Source organism: Novosphingobium sp. ERN07 (genome assembly GCF_012641335.1).
Classification (GTDB): domain Bacteria; phylum Pseudomonadota; class Alphaproteobacteria; order Sphingomonadales; family Sphingomonadaceae; genus Novosphingobium.
In genome coordinates this window covers 18,616-36,397 of sequence record NZ_JABAID010000015.1, presented here as the reverse complement: position 1 = coordinate 36,397, position 17,782 = coordinate 18,616, and the positions used below count along the sequence as shown (strand labels likewise).

The 17,782-nt window shown below is 61.7% G+C and carries 18 protein-coding genes; 5 read left to right on the top strand and 13 right to left on the bottom strand.

All coding sequences use genetic code 11. The features are described from left to right. Positions 1-13 precede the first annotated feature (13 nt). Positions 14-1,198 (bottom strand): CaiB/BaiF CoA-transferase family protein, encoded by a 1,185-nt coding sequence (locus tag HGI47_RS16715; protein WP_168853917.1) that lies wholly within the window; start codon positions 1,196-1,198, stop codon positions 14-16. 10 nt (positions 1,199-1,208) lie between these two features. Continuing rightward, positions 1,209-2,756 carry an acetyl-CoA acetyltransferase gene (locus HGI47_RS16710; RefSeq protein ID WP_168853916.1) on the bottom strand — a complete coding sequence of 516 codons (1,548 nt, stop codon included), beginning with the start codon at positions 2,754-2,756 and terminating at the stop codon, positions 1,209-1,211. Positions 2,757-2,869: 113 nt separating this feature from the next. On the opposite strand from HGI47_RS16710, the gene HGI47_RS16705 reads away from it, so the two are divergent. Beyond that, positions 2,870-3,838 carry a LysR family transcriptional regulator gene (locus HGI47_RS16705; RefSeq protein WP_168853915.1) on the top strand — a complete coding sequence of 323 codons (969 nt, stop codon included), beginning with the start codon at positions 2,870-2,872 and terminating at the stop codon, positions 3,836-3,838. On the opposite strand, the gene HGI47_RS16700 is transcribed toward HGI47_RS16705, so the two are convergent. Continuing rightward, entirely contained in the window at positions 3,827-4,876 is a 1,050-nt protein-coding gene (locus HGI47_RS16700; protein ID WP_168853914.1) for an AraC family transcriptional regulator ligand-binding domain-containing protein, read from the bottom strand. The genes HGI47_RS16705 and HGI47_RS16700 overlap by 12 nt on opposite strands. 166 nt (positions 4,877-5,042) lie before the next feature. On the opposite strand from HGI47_RS16700, the gene HGI47_RS16695 reads away from it, so the two are divergent. The 3 genes from HGI47_RS16695 to HGI47_RS16685 all read left to right on the top strand — a co-directional run bounded on the left by HGI47_RS16695 (position 5,043) and on the right by HGI47_RS16685 (position 9,363). Further along, positions 5,043-7,469, top strand: coding sequence for a TonB-dependent receptor (locus HGI47_RS16695; RefSeq protein WP_168853913.1), 2,427 nt, complete (start codon positions 5,043-5,045; stop codon positions 7,467-7,469). Between the two features lie 119 nt (positions 7,470-7,588). Continuing rightward, the gene (locus tag HGI47_RS16690) at positions 7,589-8,326 is read left to right on the top strand and encodes an SDR family NAD(P)-dependent oxidoreductase (protein WP_168853912.1); all 738 of its coding nucleotides are present in this window, start codon (positions 7,589-7,591) and stop codon (positions 8,324-8,326) included. Next, a complete protein-coding gene (locus tag HGI47_RS16685; RefSeq protein WP_168853911.1) occupies positions 8,323-9,363 on the top strand; it encodes an alcohol dehydrogenase family protein in 1,041 nt (346 codons plus the stop codon). Before HGI47_RS16690 ends, HGI47_RS16685 begins: the two co-directional genes overlap by 4 nt. Here the strand turns inward: HGI47_RS16685 and HGI47_RS16680 are convergent. After that, complete coding sequence (locus HGI47_RS16680) at positions 9,338-10,495, bottom strand: aminotransferase class I/II-fold pyridoxal phosphate-dependent enzyme (RefSeq protein ID WP_168853910.1); 1,158 nt, start codon at positions 10,493-10,495, stop codon at positions 9,338-9,340. The two genes, HGI47_RS16685 and HGI47_RS16680, sit on opposite strands and share 26 nt — an antisense overlap. A 66-nt stretch (positions 10,496-10,561) precedes the next feature. Here HGI47_RS16680 and HGI47_RS16675 point away from each other — a divergent pair, with 66 nt between their 5' ends. Continuing rightward, positions 10,562-10,939, top strand: a complete 378-nt coding sequence (locus HGI47_RS16675; protein ID WP_168853909.1) for a winged helix-turn-helix domain-containing protein — start codon at positions 10,562-10,564, stop codon at positions 10,937-10,939. Between the two features lie 16 nt (positions 10,940-10,955). On the opposite strand, the gene HGI47_RS16670 is transcribed toward HGI47_RS16675, so the two are convergent. The 9 genes from HGI47_RS16670 to HGI47_RS16630 all read right to left on the bottom strand — a co-directional run bounded on the left by HGI47_RS16670 (position 10,956) and on the right by HGI47_RS16630 (position 17,673). Then, the gene (locus tag HGI47_RS16670; protein ID WP_168853908.1) at positions 10,956-11,423 is read right to left on the bottom strand and encodes a hypothetical protein; all 468 of its coding nucleotides are present in this window, start codon (positions 11,421-11,423) and stop codon (positions 10,956-10,958) included. A 46-nt stretch (positions 11,424-11,469) separates the two neighbouring features. Further along, the gene (locus HGI47_RS16665) at positions 11,470-11,754 is read right to left on the bottom strand and encodes a hypothetical protein (protein WP_168853907.1); all 285 of its coding nucleotides are present in this window, start codon (positions 11,752-11,754) and stop codon (positions 11,470-11,472) included. Positions 11,755-11,840: 86 nt separating this feature from the next. Beyond that, positions 11,841-12,635, bottom strand: coding sequence for an NUDIX domain-containing protein (locus HGI47_RS16660; protein ID WP_206066254.1), 795 nt, complete (start codon positions 12,633-12,635; stop codon positions 11,841-11,843). A gap of 347 nt (positions 12,636-12,982) precedes the next feature. Beyond that, positions 12,983-13,306: a Grx4 family monothiol glutaredoxin gene (gene grxD, locus HGI47_RS16655; protein WP_168853906.1), complete on the bottom strand. Its 324-nt coding sequence runs from the start codon at positions 13,304-13,306 to the stop codon at positions 12,983-12,985. Positions 13,307-13,330: 24 nt separating this feature from the next. After that, positions 13,331-13,564 carry a BolA family protein gene (locus tag HGI47_RS16650; protein WP_168853905.1) on the bottom strand — a complete coding sequence of 78 codons (234 nt, stop codon included), beginning with the start codon at positions 13,562-13,564 and terminating at the stop codon, positions 13,331-13,333. Beyond that, positions 13,564-13,887, bottom strand: a complete 324-nt coding sequence (locus HGI47_RS16645) for a DUF1476 domain-containing protein (RefSeq protein WP_168853904.1) — start codon at positions 13,885-13,887, stop codon at positions 13,564-13,566. Before HGI47_RS16645 ends, HGI47_RS16650 begins: the two co-directional genes overlap by 1 nt. Positions 13,888-13,996: 109 nt before the next feature. Then, the gene (locus tag HGI47_RS16640; RefSeq protein WP_168853886.1) at positions 13,997-14,587 is read right to left on the bottom strand and encodes a hypothetical protein; all 591 of its coding nucleotides are present in this window, start codon (positions 14,585-14,587) and stop codon (positions 13,997-13,999) included. A 138-nt stretch (positions 14,588-14,725) separates the two neighbouring features. After that, positions 14,726-15,334 (bottom strand): hypothetical protein, encoded by a 609-nt coding sequence (locus HGI47_RS16635; RefSeq protein WP_168853903.1) that lies wholly within the window; start codon positions 15,332-15,334, stop codon positions 14,726-14,728. 128 nt (positions 15,335-15,462) lie between these two features. Then, positions 15,463-17,673 carry a prolyl oligopeptidase family protein gene (locus tag HGI47_RS16630; RefSeq protein ID WP_168853902.1) on the bottom strand — a complete coding sequence of 737 codons (2,211 nt, stop codon included), beginning with the start codon at positions 17,671-17,673 and terminating at the stop codon, positions 15,463-15,465. Between the last annotated feature and the right edge of the window lie 109 nt (positions 17,674-17,782).

Below are 17,782 nucleotides of genomic sequence, written 5' to 3'. Positions count from 1 at the left end.
GGCCGAATTAACCTCACTCTACGCTGTCAAACGCCTTCCACCCTTGATTTCTGACGCTTGTTTCATGCTCAGAGTGCAGCGGAGGCGGTGCAATCTGTTTACCATGTTCCGCAACCGAGAATCGCACAGGGGCCGATTGCTGGAACCATGCACCTTCCACCGGATGTTCGCGCCGCTGGAAAAAACCGACATCGCGCAAGTGCGGATCGTCCATCACATCGCCCAGATCGCGCACGGCCTGCGCGGGGATCTGGGCTTCGTTGCAACGGCGCAAAAGTTCGGCGGTGCTGAAGCCGGGCGTGAACCGGGCGATGCCCTGATAGATCGCAGACATGCCTCGCAGCCGCTCCTGCGGGGTGCCCAGACCATTGGTGGCAAGGAAATCGGGCTGATCAAGCAAGGCGAAGATGCGCTGAACCGCACCATCATCATAGGTCACGATACTGATATGGCCGTCCACCGTGGGGAACGGCTGGCGATCCGGGTCAATCTGGCGGAAGTATCCCGCAGGCGCATTGGGCGGATCGAAGCTCAGCCCGCCAAGGTGCTCCAGCAGCATGAAGCTGGAAAACACCTCGAACATCGGCACTTCGATATGCTGCCCCTCGCCCGTGCGCTGTTTGTGGACCACGGCGGCAAGTGCGGCATAAGCGGCATGAAGCCCGGCAACCTTGTCTGCGATCAGCGACGGCAGATAGCGTGGCTGGGGGTTCTGGTCGACACGCGGCAGAAGCGTGGTGGTGCCCGTCGCCGCCTGAATTACGTCGTCATAGGCCTGTAGATCGGCATAAGGCCCATCCTGCCCAAAGCCGACGCAGTGGACATAGATCAGCCCCGGATTGATCGCCTTGAGGCTGGCGTAATCCAGCCCGATGCGCGCCAGCGCCTTGCCGCGCACGTTGACGACGAAGATATCCGCATCGCGCAGCAGGCCCAGCATCACCTCGCGGTCCGCCTCGGTCTTCAGATCGAGCGCGATGGATTTCTTGCCACGGTTCAGCGCCATCCATGCCGGTGCCATGCCCGGCGTTACCGCAGCCTTGCCCGACCAGCGAAACGCATCGCCAATTCCCGGCGATTCCACCTTGATCACATCGGCACCAAGATCGGCTAAAATCTGGGTGGCATAAGGGCCGAAGACCACGGTGGTCAGATCGACCACGCGAACGCCTTCGAGCATCACCGGCTTTTGATTCATCGCAGCGTCCTCAGGCAAAAGTGAACTGGTTGCGCTTCTCGCCCGGTGCGACGCTGACCGCGCGCCCGATGGGATCGTCTGCAAGTGCCGTGGCGATGGCGTCGGCCTCGCGGCTTGTGGCGATGAACCGGCCACCGTGATCCAGGTCGCCTATGACGATGACCTGTTCGGGCACGCCCTTGACGTACGTGACCGTATAGGTGCCGATCCGGCCCGCACCTTGCGCCACATCGGCCAGCACTGCCTTGGGCGCGGCATCAAGCGTGGCCTGTATCCCGGCGCTTTCACACCCCGGCCAATCGCGCGGCGCAGTGGACAGGACCGCCGCGCCGTATTTCGACTGGAAGCCGCCGTTCAGCCCCACCATGCCGAAGCTGCCGGGTGCGGCGCGCAGCCGCTCTGCCATCGTGGCGAAGGCGTGCATCGAGTAGTTGTTTCCGGCCCCGCCGAAATAGGGCAGCCCGCCCGTAACGGTCAGCCCGCGCGGATCATCGGGCGAAAGGCCAAGGCCATCGATGGCAGCGTTGAACACGGGCACCGGGAAGCAGGAATAGAAGTCAAAAACCTGCATGTCGGCAGCCTGCTTCCCCGCGGCTGCAAGGGCGGAAGCGATGGCAGCATTTGCAGCAGGATACCCGCCAATGTCGAGACGATCGAGAATCTCCCGCTCATTCGCCAGCGCTGCGCCGTGCAGATAGACCCACTTGTCCTCCGGCACGCCAGCCTCACGTGCGGCCTGAACAGACATGAGAACAACTGCCGCCGCCTGGTTCACCTGATCGCGCGATACGAGCTTCAGCGGATAAGGGTCTGCAATCATGCGGTTGCGGTCCGATGGTGTAGCGATTTCCTGCGCGCTCATCGGGGTAACGGCGGCCGCGCTGTAGGGGTTGTCTGCCGCCACGCGGGTGAAAGGCGCGAACAGGTGGCCCATTTCCATCGCATAGTCGTGGCGCGAAAGACCTAGCCGCGCCCGCCGGGCATTTTCGCACAAGGCATAAGCGGTAACGGGTGCACGAATGCCGTGGGCTATGCTCAGGGCCGACAGTGTGCCTTCAAAGCCCATGCCCTTGTCGATCCATGCGCAGCCAATCGCTTCTGGATCGTCGCTCTCAGCCCAATCACGGCTTTCGCCTTTGGTCACAAGATGCCGCACCGTAGAGATCGCCTCGCTGCCGAACATCAAGGCTGCGGGCACTTCACCGCGCGCAATGCGCCCCCCTAGATCGGCCAACAGCGCCAAGGGCGATTGCCCGCCAACCTTCTCCAGAATGGCAACCGAAGGCATAATCCCCAGCCGCCGCGCCACGGCCAGCGGCATGTGCTCGGCCCGGCCAAACGGCACCTGCATTGCGCCCGATTCCTCGAACGTGCGGACAGCGCCGACCGCTTTTACCAGGGCTGCAACCTCTGCCATCGCGCCGGTGTCTTGCAATGCTGCTGCCGCTGCCCTTGCTGACAAATCTGCAAACGACAGCCCTGCATAATCCGGCGCATCGATCCGTTCGACGTACTGGCCAACGCCGACGATGACCGGCGTGGTATCGGGCACCTGCATTCGCTTCTCTCCCGCTGGATTGGCAGCTTTGCCCGAAGGCTAAAGGCCGCCCGGCGCAGCGTCCAATAAATTTAATCTTTCGATTTATAGGGCATTCCAATATATCTGCGACCATGCAGACTGATGTCGATATCAAGGCGCTCCGCTGTTTCCTCGCCCTTGCGCAGGAACTCAGCTTCGGTCGTGCGGCAAAACGCATGAATTTGACCCAGCCGAGCCTTTCGGCGCAGATTCGCAAACTGGAACAGCAGGTGGGCCATCGCCTGTTTGATCGCATCACCCGCGCCGTCCTGCTCTCGCCTGTTGGCAAGGCGTTGCTGGATGAGGCACGAGCCTTCATGGCCCAAGCCGATGCCTTCGCGGCGCAACTGGCCTCATGGCGGGCGCGGCCTGATCGGCGCATCGTGCTGGGCGCGCCGATCTATACTTTCGAACTGCCCGAACATGCCGCCCTGCTATCGGCCATCGCCCGCGAAATGCCGGATATCGCGCTGAAAGTGGACAACGGCTTTGTCAATTCGCTGTGTGCAGGGCTGCTAAACGGCACCATCGACATGGCGATGATCGTGGCCGCCGCCGTGCCGCACCAGCGCTATCTGGCGGACATGGCGGGTGAAGGTGCAGGCGAACTGGAAATGCCCGACGGCTTGCCGCGCCATACGATCAGCGACGAGCCGATCGGCCTTGCCGTTCCCGAAGAACACCCCCTTGCCTGCTTCGATGTAATCCCCGCCGAAGCCTTGGCCGGATGCGTGATCGCTATGCTCGCGCCGTTGCATGGCCGGAGCCTCTACGGGCCGATCTCCGCATGGCTTTCCGCTGCGGGGGCCACCGGCTTCCTCCCGCCCGAAGCCCACGCTTTCGCACTGGAGCGCTATTGCCGCGAATACCGCATCCCTGCAATTTCGGTTGCGCAGTTCCGCCCGCGCGATCGCGGCAACGTGGTCTATCGTGCGGTGACCGGCCTTGATGTCCGCACGGAGCTCGCCATTCTGCGCAGCAACCGCAAATTGCGCGCACCGGTGGAAGACCGGTTATGGGCGCTTGGTGCCACGCTCATCCCCGAAAAATCAGGCAATTAGCCGCGTCGGCTGCATCGATTTGCTGGCTCGCGTCTGCGCCATCAGCGCACGCGCGCCGGTTGACATGTGCTGGCGCAAAAAGCGGCTGGCCGCGCTGGCATCGGTATAGCCCAGCCGGTGCGAAAGCTCGGTCAGATTAGGGCGGCGGGCCGTGCGGAAGTATTCATCGGCAGTCCGTTTGCGCACCTCTTCAAGGATCGTGGCAAAGGTGGTATCCCGCTCTGCCAGACGGCGTTGCAGGCTTTGCGGCGATAGGCCGACAAGGCTTGCCACATGGGGCAGATTGGCCCGCCGCTCGGTCAGGTTGCTGGCGATGAAATAACGCACCTGCTGCATGAGATCACCCGGCCACTGGCTGTCGGCCTGCGCCAGTTGCCGTTCAAGATACTGGCGCATGTTCGGATTGCTGCGCGGCGACGTGCGATGAAGATCGGATTTGCGGAATACCAGCGCGCAGCGGTCTGCGTTGAATTCCACCGGGCAGCGGAACACCGCCTGATGATAGCGGTGGCTGGCTGGCGCGGGGTGGTCCAGTTCAAGCCGGATCGGGGTCCATTCCTCACCCAACATCATCCGGGTGATACGCAATTGCAGGGTCAACGTTGCTTGCAAGAACTGCGAGCCGCCATACTGCGCAGGCACCATCAGCACGTGCCGGATTGCGGCTTCGTGGCCGGTGATATCGGTGTTTGAACGCATCGCAGCGCTTTCCAGGTGCATGTAGCGGCGCGTCAGGCGAGTCGCTTCGTCCAGCGTCGAACAGTGATCCCACAGCAGGCTCACCGGCCCAAACCCACGCACATTGCACCACATCGAGAATGCGACGCCCAGGTCAGGCCGCGCCGATGCAATCGAGGCGACCTGCAACACATCGACATGCGCGCTGGCGGGCAGCCATTCCGCATCACGCGCCTGCTCGACAAAAGCGTAGAGTTCGGGCGGGCAGATCCGGCGCAGGTCAAGCCCTGCAACTTCCGCGAACTGCGAAAACTGGCGCATGGCACTGGCGTGCGCGAGACCGGTGTCTGAATCGTCCATGAAGTGATTTGACAATACTGCGGCATGATCCGTCAAGATCAATTAAGCGATTAAACGCACAATGCTCCTGCGACCTGCCACTGTCCAGTCTGGCAAGACCAGCCTGAACAGCAAGCGCAGGCCAATCCAGCATAAGCCGCCACAAAGGCCGGCATTGGGAGGTAGGATGAAAACGCTTTATTCACGCGGCACAGCTTTGGGCGCAGTGATCGCCGCTATGGTCATGCCGAACATCGCGCTGGCACAGCAGGCCGAAGATCAACCTGCATCCACCGGTCTGGCCGAAATCATCGTTACCGCGCAGCGCCGCACGGAAAACCTGCAGGATGTGCCCATCGCGATCACCGCCGCCAATTCCGAAACGCTGGCGCAGGCCCGCGTGGAGAATGTGGCGAACATTCAGGCGATCAGCCCTTCGATCAGCTTCCGCGTGACCAATATCGCCACATCGAGCGCCAACCTGATCATTCGCGGCCTAGGCACCACCGGCAACAGTCGTTCGTTCGAAGGGTCTGTCGGTGTGTTCATCGATGGCGTCTATCGCACCCGCGCCGCCGCTGCGCTTCAGAACTTCCTCGATATCGAAAACCTGCAAGTGCTGCGCGGTCCGCAAGGCACGCTGTTCGGCAAGAATACCACCGCCGGCGCGCTGCTGCTCAGCTCCGCCGCGCCATCGCTCAACGAAGCCAGCGGCGTGGCCGAAGTGACTTACGCGAATTATGACACGCTGATCGCGCGCGGTGCCGTAACGACGCCCCTGTCCGACAAGGTGGCAGTTCGCCTTGCCGGGCTGTTTTCGCATCAGGACGGGTTCTTTACCGATAGCACCACCGGCAAGGATCTGAACGGCACCAAGACCCGTGCGGTCAAAGGCCAGCTTCTGTTTGAACCCGACGAGAACCTCACCATTCGCCTGATTGGCGACTATTCGTTCAGCGATGGCAATTGCTGCTATGCGACCTCGGCGTTCGTAGATGGCCCCACCCAGCCGATCATCGACCTGCTCACCCGCTTCCAGCCTTCGAGCAGCCAGCAATTCCTTGGCGTTCTGGCCGGACTGATCCCTGCCACTGCGATGACGCCAACGGGCCGCGTGCTTCCTGCGCGCGATCCATCGAAATTCCAGCAGACGCTGAACGGCGATGGCAATCAGGAGATCGAGGATTACGGCGGCACACTGCTGATCGATGCGCAGATCGGTGAAGGCACACTCAAATCGATAACCTCGGTGCGCAAGTTCACCGTGGACCAGCGCGATCTCGATCCCGATTTCTCTGGCGCGGACATCTTCCGCTATAACGAGAGCTTTTCAAGCCGCTTCATTTCGCAGGAATTGGTCTATAACACCAAGATTCCTGCGCTGAATGCCGAAGCGGTAATCGGTGCGTTCTTCTCGGACGAAAAGCTGCGCATGGGCCGCAGCCTGCCCTGGGCCAGCCAGGCGCAGTTCTATTGGGACGCGATCTTTGCAAGCCTTGGCGTCGCGCCCGGCACCGCATTCGCCGGGCCCGGAACGTGGACGACCGAACGCATGGGCGGCACCGCCAAATCCTATGCCGGGTTTGCCCACCTCGATTTCGCGGTGAACGACAAGTTCAACGTGATCACCGGCCTGCGCTATTCGGTCGAAAAGAAGCGCGGCTTCTTCAACAATGCGTTCTATCGCCCGATCCCGACAGACGTGTTCACCCTACTCGGCATAGCGCCCTCGCCAGCTTACGATGAAACCTCCACAAACAAGGCGCTTTCGGGCACGCTGGGCCTGCAATACCGGCCGACCAACGACGTGATGCTCTATGCCACCTACAACCGTGGCTTCAAGGCGGGCGGCGTGAACATGGACGTGAACGCGGCGGGCACACTGATCAACAACGCGGCAGTTTACAACGCCCTGCCCGCAGCGATCCGCGCCGGATTCTTTGGCAACGCCCCAGCGCAGGCCCCGCTTGATCCGCGATACAAGCCGGAAAAGGTCAACGCTTTCGAAGTGGGTGGCAAGTTCCAGTATATGGACGGTCGCGCCCGCACCAATATCGCATTCTTCTATTACGACCTGTCCGATTTGCAGATTGCGCAGTTCATCGGCCTGCGCTTCACGGTGCTGAACGCCCAGTCCGCCAAGGATTATGGCGTAGAGATCGAAAACATGTTCCAGTTGACCGATGGGCTGACGCTCGGCCTTGACGGCACATGGATTCCTCACGCGAAGTATGGCGTCGATGCCCGGATCGACCCCGTTCTTTCCGGCTCGCGCTTCCGCTTCACGCCGAAGTTTTCGGGCAACGCCACGCTCAATCTTGATCAGCCGTTGGGCGATAATCTGAACCTGCTGGCGCGCGTTCAGGCCCAATATACCAGCCGCCAATTGATCAGCACCGCCACGCTGGACGAACAAGGGCCGGTGACGTTGGTCAATGCCAACCTTGGCTTCAAACTGCCGCAGACGGGCGTTCTGATCGAAGGCTGGGTGCAGAACCTGTTCGACAAGACATGGTTCACGCAGACCTTCCCCACGCCGCTGCAAACGGGGGACCGGAACGCCTATCCCGGCAGCCCCCGCACTTATGGCATCCGCGTCCGCGCGAATTTCTGAGCCGAGAGAACATGACAGCAAAGGCCCCCGTCCTCATCCGAAGGCGGGGGCCTTTCGCATTTTGGCAAGGCGGTTAGTCTGCATGTGAGAGTCGCAATTAGCGACCGAAAGGGAGAGCGATGATCGACGATACCGATTTCACCGGCAAGCGGGTGCTGGTCGTTGGCGGCTCCAGCGGCATCGGCAATGGCGTGGCCCACGCCTTTCGCCAGCGCGGCGCTGAGGTTCATGTCTGGGGCACCCGCGCCTCTGCCGCAGATTACGATCCTGCCGATGGTTCCGATCTTTCGGGCCTTGGTTACGCTTGCGTCGACGTGGGCGACCCCGATGCGGTGGAAGCTGCCTTGCTCCCCTTCCCCGCGCTCGATGTCCTCGTGCTGTGTCAGGGCACCGTGGTTTACAAACGCGGTGAGTTTGCGCGTGAAGGCTGGGACAAGGTGATGGCGGTCAACCTCGACAGCGTGATGCACTGCGCGATGAAGTTTCGCCCGCAACTGGCTGACAGTAAAGGATCAATCGTGATCGTCAGTTCGGTTTCCGGCCTTAAGGCCAACATCGGCAATCCCGCCTATGCCGCATCGAAAGCAGGCGCGATCAGCCTGACTAAGACGCTTGGCCAAGCCTTTGCGGCTGACGGTATCCGCGTCAACGGCCTTGCACCCGGCCTTGTCGATACCAAGCTGACCAAAGTCACCACCGCCAATCCGCAGCGTCTTGAAGGCGCGCTGGCGAGTATCCCGCAGCGCCGCATGGGCACTCCAGCCGACATGGCAGGCGCGGCGATCTTCCTTGCCTCGCCGCTGGCGTCCTATGTCACCGGCCACACGCTTGTCGTCGATGGAGGGCTTACGCTGTGAAGGCTCTTCGCTATTACGGCGCGCGCGACATTCGCCATGAAAGCATGGACGATCCGACGCCGCAGTCTGACCGCGATGCCATCGTCAGGGTCGATGCCTGCTCGATCTGCGGATCGGACCTGCACATCTATCACGGCCACGGCTTTTCCGAAGACACCGGCTTTTGCGTCGGCCACGAAGCCGTGGGTGAAGTGGTCGAAGTGGGGCGTGGCGTTCATCGGCTGAAGGTGGGCCAGAAGGTGATGATCCCCGCTGCCGTCGGCTGCGGTGCCTGCCGGTCGTGCCTTTCCGGCGTGGTCAACACCTGCGAAAACAATGCCTCTGGCTGCTATGGCCTTTCGGCAAAGCTGCAAGGATCGCAAGCCGAAGCCGTGCGCGTGCCAGCGGCGGACACGAACGCCGTGCCCGTTCCCGAAGGCGTCAGCAGCGATCAGGCGCTGATGATGACCGATGCCCTTGCTACCGCATGGTTCGGCGCAAGGCAGGCCGATATCCGCCCCGGTGCGTCGGTCGGCGTGATCGGGCTTGGCCCGATTGGCCTGATGGCAGTGGAAAGCGCCTTCGTGATGGGTGCGCATGTCGTCTATGCCATCGATCCAGTGCCCGAACGCCGCGCTATGGCCGAAACACTCGGCGCCATCGCGCTGCATCCTGATGAAGCGGCGGCCCGGATCAAGGAAGACACGCTTGGCAGGCGCCTTGATTGCGTGGTCGAAGTGGTCGGCTCTGACGCTACCGTGGACATGGCGCTGCGTCTTGTCCGCGTGCGCGGCACGGTATCGGTCATCGGCGTCCAGCAATCGCGCCGTTTCCCCTTCCCACTGGAGCGCGCCTTTGCGGGCGGGCTGACCTTCCGCATTGGCACCTGCTCCGTGCCGGAAGAACTGCCCTCGCTGTTCCCGCTGGTCGCATCGGGACGGCTGAAACCGGAACGCTACATCAGCCACCGCTTGCCGCTGTCGCAAGGCGCAGAAGCCTATCGCCTGTTCGAAGCGCGCGAGGCGGGTGCGCTCAAGATGGTGCTTGTTCCGGATTGACCGCTCGCCGCGCGGCAAACCACGGCTCGATCCGCCGCACCGCTTCTTCCACCAGCGGCGTGGAAACCGCAAAGCTGAAGCGGATGAAGCGTTTGCCATTCACCGGGTCGAAATCGATCCCCGGCGCGGTTGCCACGCCCGTGTCGCGCAGCAGCGCCTTGCACATCGCCAAACTATCGTCGGTGAACTCGCTGGCATCGGCATAGATATAGAACGCACCATCGGGCGGGGCGATGCGGCCTAGTCCCATCTGCGGCAGCGCTTCCAGCAAGATCGCACGGTTACGCGCATAAGTTTCGACATGCCCGTCCAGTTCGTCGCGGCATTCAAAGGCCATCAGCCCCGCCTTCTGCGCCAGCACAGGCGGCGTCAGGAACAGGTTGCCCATCCGCGCCCGCGCCGCGTCGATCAGCGCAGGCGGCACCACCAACCAGCCCAGCCGCCAGCCCGCCATGCTGAAATACTTGGAGAACGAATTGACGATCACCGCATCGGGCAGATGCTCCAGCATCGAAGCCGCTTTCGTGCCATAGCTGAGGCCGTGGTAGATTTCGTCGGAGACGACCTTGATGAGCTTGCGGCGACAAACCTCAGCAATCGCGGACATCTCGGACGGTTCAATGATCGTGCCGGTGGGGTTGGCGGGACTGGCCACGATCAACCCATCCGGCACAGGATCAAGCGCATCGAGCGCCGCCGCTGACACCTGAAACCGTTCGTCCGGGCCGCATTCCATCTCGACCGGTTCAAGATACATCGCCTTCAGCGTGTTGCGATAGGCCACATATCCCGGCCGCGCCAAAGCCACGCGCGCACCCGGTCTGAATAAGCACGATAGCGCCATGACGAAGGCCGGAGAAGCACCACAGGTGAGAATGACCTGCTCGCATTCTACCTGCACATCATAGTTTTCGGCATAGCTGCGGGCGATCCGCTTTTTCAACGGAACGCTTTCCCAATAGCCCATCGCTTCATTGTCGAGCACCTCGTGCGCCAGCGCGATGGCGCGTGCAGGTGCCCCGGTGGAAGGCTGCCCGAACTCCATGTGGATGACGCTGTGCCCCGCAGCCTCCATATCATGCGCGAGGCGACTGACGGCGATGGCGTGAAACGGTTCGACTTGGGCGATCATCGCAGCGTGCTAGTGGTCGCCGAAACAAGTTGCAAGGCTGCCCTGCCCCCCGGTAACCTACCGCCGATGCAGCGCCTCAAACTCAAGATTCAGCTCTATTGCGGCGATGAAATCGCGATGGGACCGGGCAAGGCAGACCTGCTTGATGCCATCGTTCGCGAAGGATCGATCTCCGCCGCTGCACGCACGATGGATATGAGCTATCGCCGCGCCTGGCTGCTGGTCGATGCGATGAACCGCTGTTGGCGGGAACCACTGGTGGAAACCTCACCCGGCAGTGCCAAGGGCGGCGGGGCACGACTGACTGCGTTGGGTGCCGCGATACTTAGCCACTACAGGGCCTTGCAGGCAAAGCTGCAGGGCACGTCAGACTGCGCCGATTACAAGGCGTTGGCCGATGCCATGCTGGTAGAGCCGAAGATCAGCCAGAAGGATAACGCCTAGTCCCCGCCTACAGTGCTCAAAGGCCCATAGCTTCGGCCTTGCGCAATTGCACCAGTTCGGCGTCCGTTGGAGGCAAAACGCCAATGCCGCCAACAGTGCGGCGATCAAGATCGCCGACCTTTGTTTGGGGGTGGTTCCTCATCAGCGCGCGCAAGTGCTGCACGCGGATCACTGCCATTGCCATGCCCAGCGTCGCCACCGCCACAGCCAATCGCCACAGTTGAAACTCACCGCTTTCCAGCGTGGAGAGGAACTCGGCAAAGCATTGCCACACCGCGACTGCGCCCAGCAATTCGGTGGCTCTCTGGCGCGGCGCGGCAAGCAGCAGCGAACACGTCAACACGAATGACCCGATGCCCGCCGACACCGGCGTCAACAGATCGGTGACATATCCAAAGCCAAGCGCGAGCGCGGTGACAATCGCCACGATGCGCGCAAGGCGGAGGATCTGATCGGGTGTCAGCTTGTCGATTGGGCTTTGCATGAAGCATTGGATATCGGGCCGACAGTCAACAATTCGTTACGTAAGATTACTTGGCCCAGAACACGCCGATAAACTGAATGATTACAAACCACAGGCTGATCGACATAATAAGTGGCAGGCCAAGCCTAAGCCAGCCCGGTAGCTTGCTTTCCCCCGAATCATCAGCTTCGCCTTGCGGTTCAAGCCGCATGAGCTTCTGCTGCAGAGCATGGACTGGCGAATCGACAGGGCGCTCGTCCACCTCGACCGGACGAGGTAGCGGCACCTCATCGTCCGGGCGTGTAATCTGCTGCGGATGTGGCGATGAAGGCAAGGCAAACGTTCCAGACATCGTGCCGCGCTTTGCTGAGAGCATATCGGCACCATTACGCCGAAAGCCTGAACGCGCGCTTCACGCGAGCTAGGTAATTAAGCGGATCAGCCCCTTTGCGCGTTTTCCAGAGGTTCTCCGCGCACCGGGTAGCCAAGGCCGTCGGGGATCATCAACCAAGCCGCGCCGTCTCGTTGCTCCATGAACGGGCTGATCGTTTCAACCGGGGTCACCTCAGCATGGGTTCGGGTATCGTCGAAGGTCGCGAACTGTGCCAGCCGTTCAAGATTGCGGCGCGTCGGGAAGATGATCCTGATCCGTCCCTCCGCTGCCAGATCCAGCGCACCTTGCGCACTGGCCCAGAACAGGTGCCGGTTCTCGGTCGCATCCACTTCGATATCCACCGCTCCGGTGCCAAGATCGGCAAGATAGAAGCGGGTGTCGAAAATTCTTTCAGTTCGGTGCTTTGGCCACCACCGCGCAAACGATACCAGCCGTTCGGGTACAAGCACCCAGCCATAGGCATCAAGCACTTGTGCCAGATCACCCACCGATATCAGCATTCGCCGTGCTTCGGCTGCGATCCTGCCATCGACCAATCCTTCGATCCCGACGACCAGGCCTGTTTCCTCTAGCGTTTCGCGTATCGCCGCCACACGCCCGGCCAGATCGTCAATATCCGCACCGTCGCCCGCAATCCGCGCAGCCAACTCAAAATCCGCCGGATCGACTTTGCCGCCGGGAAACACCGTGGCGCCGCCTGCGAACTTCAGGCTGGCGTTGCGTTCTACCATCAGTATCTGCGCCGGGCCGCCCTCGGGATCGCGCCGGAAGATGACGATCGTCGCCGCCGGAGTCGTCTTTGCCAGCCAGTGTTCCGGCTCGATATCATGCGTTTCCATCACGCTGGCATCATGGGGCGGTGCAGATCGCTTGCCAAGCCCGTCGATCTTGTCGGATCGCTTTACAACCAGCGCTTGTTAGATTTCCGCAAAACAGGCAAAATCCTTTATTCATAATGCCTTGACAATTCTGGCATGGTGCCTGCATAGTACCAGTCGTCCCGAAGAGTAATTTCTTCTCGAGGCGGAGCCAGTCCCCCCGGTCTCCCTTGGCTCCGCCTCTCCCGGGACTTTCCCAAAACCTGAACCTACAAAAAAGACGCGACCGGCAATTGCCGACCGCGCCCTGTTCTTGCCGCAAATTGTGGCCGCAGCGGCAGTTTCCTGCCGCCGCCATGATCACCGCATCAGGCCGCTTTCACACCCGCGTCGTCCATCACCTGCTGCAGTTCGCCGGCTTGGAACATTTCCATCATGATGTCCGATCCGCCCACGAACTCGCCCTTCACATAGAGCTGAGGAATCGTCGGCCAATCCGAGAACGATTTGATGCCCTGACGGATTTCCATGTCCTGCAGAACATCCACAGTGGCATATTCCACGCCAAGATGTTCGAGAATGGCCACCGCCTTGCTCGAAAAGCCGCACTGCGGAAACAGCGGCGTACCCTTCATGAACAGTACGACGTCATTGCCGTTGACGATCTCGGAAATGCGCTGGTCGGTCGACATGGGATTTGGTGTTCCTTTCCGCCCTCAATTGGGAACGGCAGTGGTAAGTTGCAAGGCGTGCAGTTCGCCGCCCATACGCCCGCCAAGCGCTTCGTACACAAGCTTGTGCTGCTTCACGCGGGGCATCCCGGCAAAGCTGGCCGAAACGACACGCGCGGCATAATGATCGCCATCACCCGCCAGATCGGTAATCTCGATCTCGGCGTCGGGCAAGGCAGCCCGGATCATCGCCTCGATCTCGGCAGCGGGCATCGCCATCAGACTTCGCCGATCAGTTGGCGGCGCGCGTCGATCTGCTTGGCTTCCATCGCCGCGCGGATTTCCGCTTCGTCGGTTTCGATCCCGGCAGAAACCAGATCGCCCAGCAGCTTGCGGACCACGTCCTCGTCGCCCGCTTCTTCAAAATCGGCCTGCACCACAGACTTGGCATAAGCCTCCGTCTCTGCCGCATCGAGGCCCATACGCTCAGCCGCCCACACGCCCAGCAGGCGGTTGCGCCGGGCGTGAACGCGGAACATCATTTCCTCGTCGCGGGCAAACTTGGCTTCGAATGCCTTCTCGCGGTCGTCGAAAGTGGTCATCGGCCGATATTCCTTGTTGAAAGCCTTTCTCAGCCGATAATCAGCCAAAGCGCCTACGGCAAGGGACCACAAAAAGAAACGTTGATGCGGCCTCTCTCAACGATGCGCGTCAGCGCGCTCCGCGCCGGATATCCAGCAGCACACCGCCCTGCGCGTTCACATCGCAAGAAAAGCTGTCTCCATTGCGCAGCCTGCCCGCAACGCGATAGCCGCTGCCGTTGCGCGTGGCGTCGTAGATTTCATCCACCTCACCCCCGCGCGATGCTTCGGTCGCGCAATTGTCGACCGCCTGATCAAGGCCCCGCGTTGCGCTGCCCTGCCCATAGCCATCGCGGTTGCTCTGCCCCACCTGACCGCTGCCCTGCCAGTCCTGCACGCGGCCTTCGCTGCGCCAATCGTCATTGCGCGGGGCATCTTCAGGGCGATAGCGGTAGCCATCGTCCTGCGGAACGCTGCGTTCGCGGTTCTTGCTGGCGTTGCTGGCCGCACTGGCAATCGCGGCAATGCCGCCGATGATCAGGATACCGGCCAGAACGTCACCGCCATCAATCCCGCGATCACGGTGCCAGCCGCGTCCTCCCCAACCACCGCCATTCCAGCCCCTGCCATTCCATCCAGGCCGCGCCTCGGCCGCAAGTGGCAAAAGCGCCGTGGCCATACCGGCGGCGGCCAATGCGAATTTCGTGATGCGTCCTGCCATGATCTGAAATCCCGTCCTGCCGGTTGCCGCCTCTATCCCGTGGCAGCACACCGGCGTCCCATTCTATAACCAAGGCTAGGCGGTTCAGGCTTTCCGATGCCTGAACCGCCCGCCCCGCAGCGTCATTTTCACGCAGGCTTACAACCCACGGATGCCGCTGTAATCGATGTCCACCACCCGACCGCGCTCGATCCTGCACTTGAACGAACCGCTGTCATAGCCGCGCAGCGACGAGTTCCAGCCGCGATAGTCGTTGTTCCAACCCCGGCCATAGCGCGCATCGCCATTGCGCCAATCACGGCCCTGCGTGTTCACTGCAATCCGCCCGCGCACTTCATAGCCCCAGCGAGTGCTGCGCACGTCGCGGATGTCCGTCACGTCGGCCCTACGGCCCCAACTCACACGCCCGGCATTGCGTTCGGCAGCGTTAACACACTGCTCCACCGCCACACGCGGATTGCTGCGGCCCCAGTTGTTGTTGCCCCAGTTGCCATTGCGGCCATCGTTCCATCCATCGCGACCACGCCAGTCATTGCCACCATAGCCAACGCGGTCATAGTCGTAGCGGTCATTGTTGCTGCCTGCCGCTGCTGCAATCGCGGCGATGCCGCCGATCACCAGCGCACCGGCAATGATATCGCCGCCGTCGATTCCGCCGCGATCACGGGCCATCGCCGGGGTGGCCGAAGACACTGCAACCGCAGCGGCTGCGGCAGTTCCGACCAGGGCCTTGGAGAATGTCTTCATGGCTTTGATCCTTCAACTTCGGCGGGCCTTTCCCGCCACAGATGAAGGTTTGCCTGATTCGCGCTGAGACGGCGCTGAACCGCCATGACAGCCGCCGTTCATAAAAATGTCAATTTACATGAACGGTCTCATTGCCGCGCAGCATCCTTCTCAAGCCCGGTCCAATAGGCCAGAAACGCCAGCACATCCGCGCCGCTGGCGATCACTTTGTCCACCGGCTTACCCGCGCCATGCCCCGCGCGTGGCTCCACCCGCAGCAGATGCGGACGATCACCGATCTGCGCGGCCTGCAACGCGGCGACATATTTGAAGCTGTGCGCCGGAACCACGCGGTCGTCGTTCTCGCCCGTGGTGACAAGAACGGCAGGGTAGTCCCGGCCCTCGACAATGTTATGGTAGGGCGAATAGCTGCGCAGCGTGCGCCAGTCTTCCTCGCGATCCGGTCGGCCATAATCGTCCACCCAGAACCGACCAGAGGTGAACCGGTCAAAGCGCAGCATGTCCATCACGCCCACATCGGGATTGGCAGCCGCGAACAGATCGGGCCGCTGGTTCACTACAGCGCCCACCAGCAATCCGCCGTTTGACGATCCCTGGACCGCCAGCCCACCTTCGGCAGTAATGCCTTGCGCAATCAGATATTCGCCTGCCGCAATGAAATCGTCGAAGCTGTTCTGCTTTTTCTCGCGCCGCCCGGCTTCATGCCAGGCCTTGCCGAACTCGCCACCGCCGCGAATATTGGCCAGCGCAAAAGCCCCGCCCGCTTCAAGCCACGCCATGCGCACCGGAGAATAGCTGGGCGTCAGCGAGATATCGAAGCCACCGTAACCGTAAAGCAGTGTCGGCAGCGGCTTACCAGCTTGGGCCAGCACGCGCTTCCGCACAACATAGAGCGGCACTTTCGTCCCGTCTTTCGATGTGAACACGCGCTGTTCCACGCTGTAATCCGCAGGATCGAAGCCCGCCTTTGGCACTGCAAACGGCGTCACCTCACCGCTGCGCAGGTCCATGCGATATATCGCGGGCGGCATGTTGAAGCTGGTGAACTGATAAAACGTTTCGGTATCACCGGGACGACCACCAAATCCGCTGGCCGTGCCGATGCCGTTCAATGTGATCGCCTTGCCGGGCCGCCCCTTTCGGTCGGCCATCACCGCAACGCTCTGCCCGTCCTTCAAATAGGACAACAGGAAGCGGTCCCCGATCATGCGAACGCCTTCCAGCACATTGCCGCGTTCGGGCACGACCACCTTCCACCCGTCCCTCGGTTGCGCCAGATCAAGGCTGACGAGGTGATAGTTCGCCGCGCCCCGGTCGGTCAGGAACCACAACCGGTTGCCGATCCCCGCCACCAGCCGCCAATGATCGATGATTCCGGGCACCAGCGGCTCGGCCTTCCATTGGCCGGCGCGCCGTCCTTCCAACTGGATCAGGTGAACCGCATTGCGTCGATCAGTACTCACCTCGCTCACGATCAAAGCCCAGCGGCCATCCGTGGTCACCTGCGCCTTATGGCTCCATTCAGGGTGGTCGGGCGTGGCATAGACCTTTTCGTCCTGCTCCTGCCCGCTGCCCACGCGATGAAACCACACGGCCTTGTCAAAGCGCGGCGCGCGCGGATCTTCGCCTGCCTTGGGTTCGGGAAAGCGTGAATAGAGGAAGCCTTCATCACCGATCCACGCAATTTCGGTGTCGTTGGCCCAGCGCACCCTTTCTTCGAGTAATCGCCCGCTCGCCACCTCAACAACACGCAGGGTGCGCCAATCACTCCCGGCTTCCTGCTCGGCAAAGGCTACGAACTTGCCGCTCGGTGAAGGCTCCCACTGCGCCATCGCCAGCGATCCGTCTGCGCTCCACGCATTCGGATCAATCAACAGCCGTTGCGGCCCGGCAAAACCCTTGCGCATCCACAGCGCCGACTGATTCTGCAAACCACTGTTTCGCGTATAAAAATAGCGCGTCCCGGCCTTGCGCGGCAAGCCATAGCGCTCAAAATCGAAAAGGCTGCGGATGCGTGCGGCAAAGCGATCACGCTGCGGCAGCTTGGCCAGATAGTCAGCCGAAAGCGCGTTCTGCCGCGCCATCCAGCCCGCCACTTGGGGCTGGCTGCGCGGATCAGCCTCAAGCCAGCGGAATGGATCGGCAACACGCTGGCCGAACACCTGCTCTACCAAAGCATCGGCGTGCGTTTCAGGATAGGCACTGCGCGGCAGAACAAGGCGACTGGGTGCAGATTGCGCGGTCGTAGCCCCTGCCGTGACCGCTGTCGCAACGGCGGCAGGAAGCACTGCCGCCCCCGCCGTGTCGGCATCGGCTCTGTCGTTCGCGCGTGCAGGCATTGACGCGAAAAGCGCCGTCGCGGCAAGCACGCCCAAAAGGCGCGCTCCTTTGCTGTCCTGCTCCCAAATCATCGTTGTCAGGAACTTAGCACACTTTGACATTCAAGGG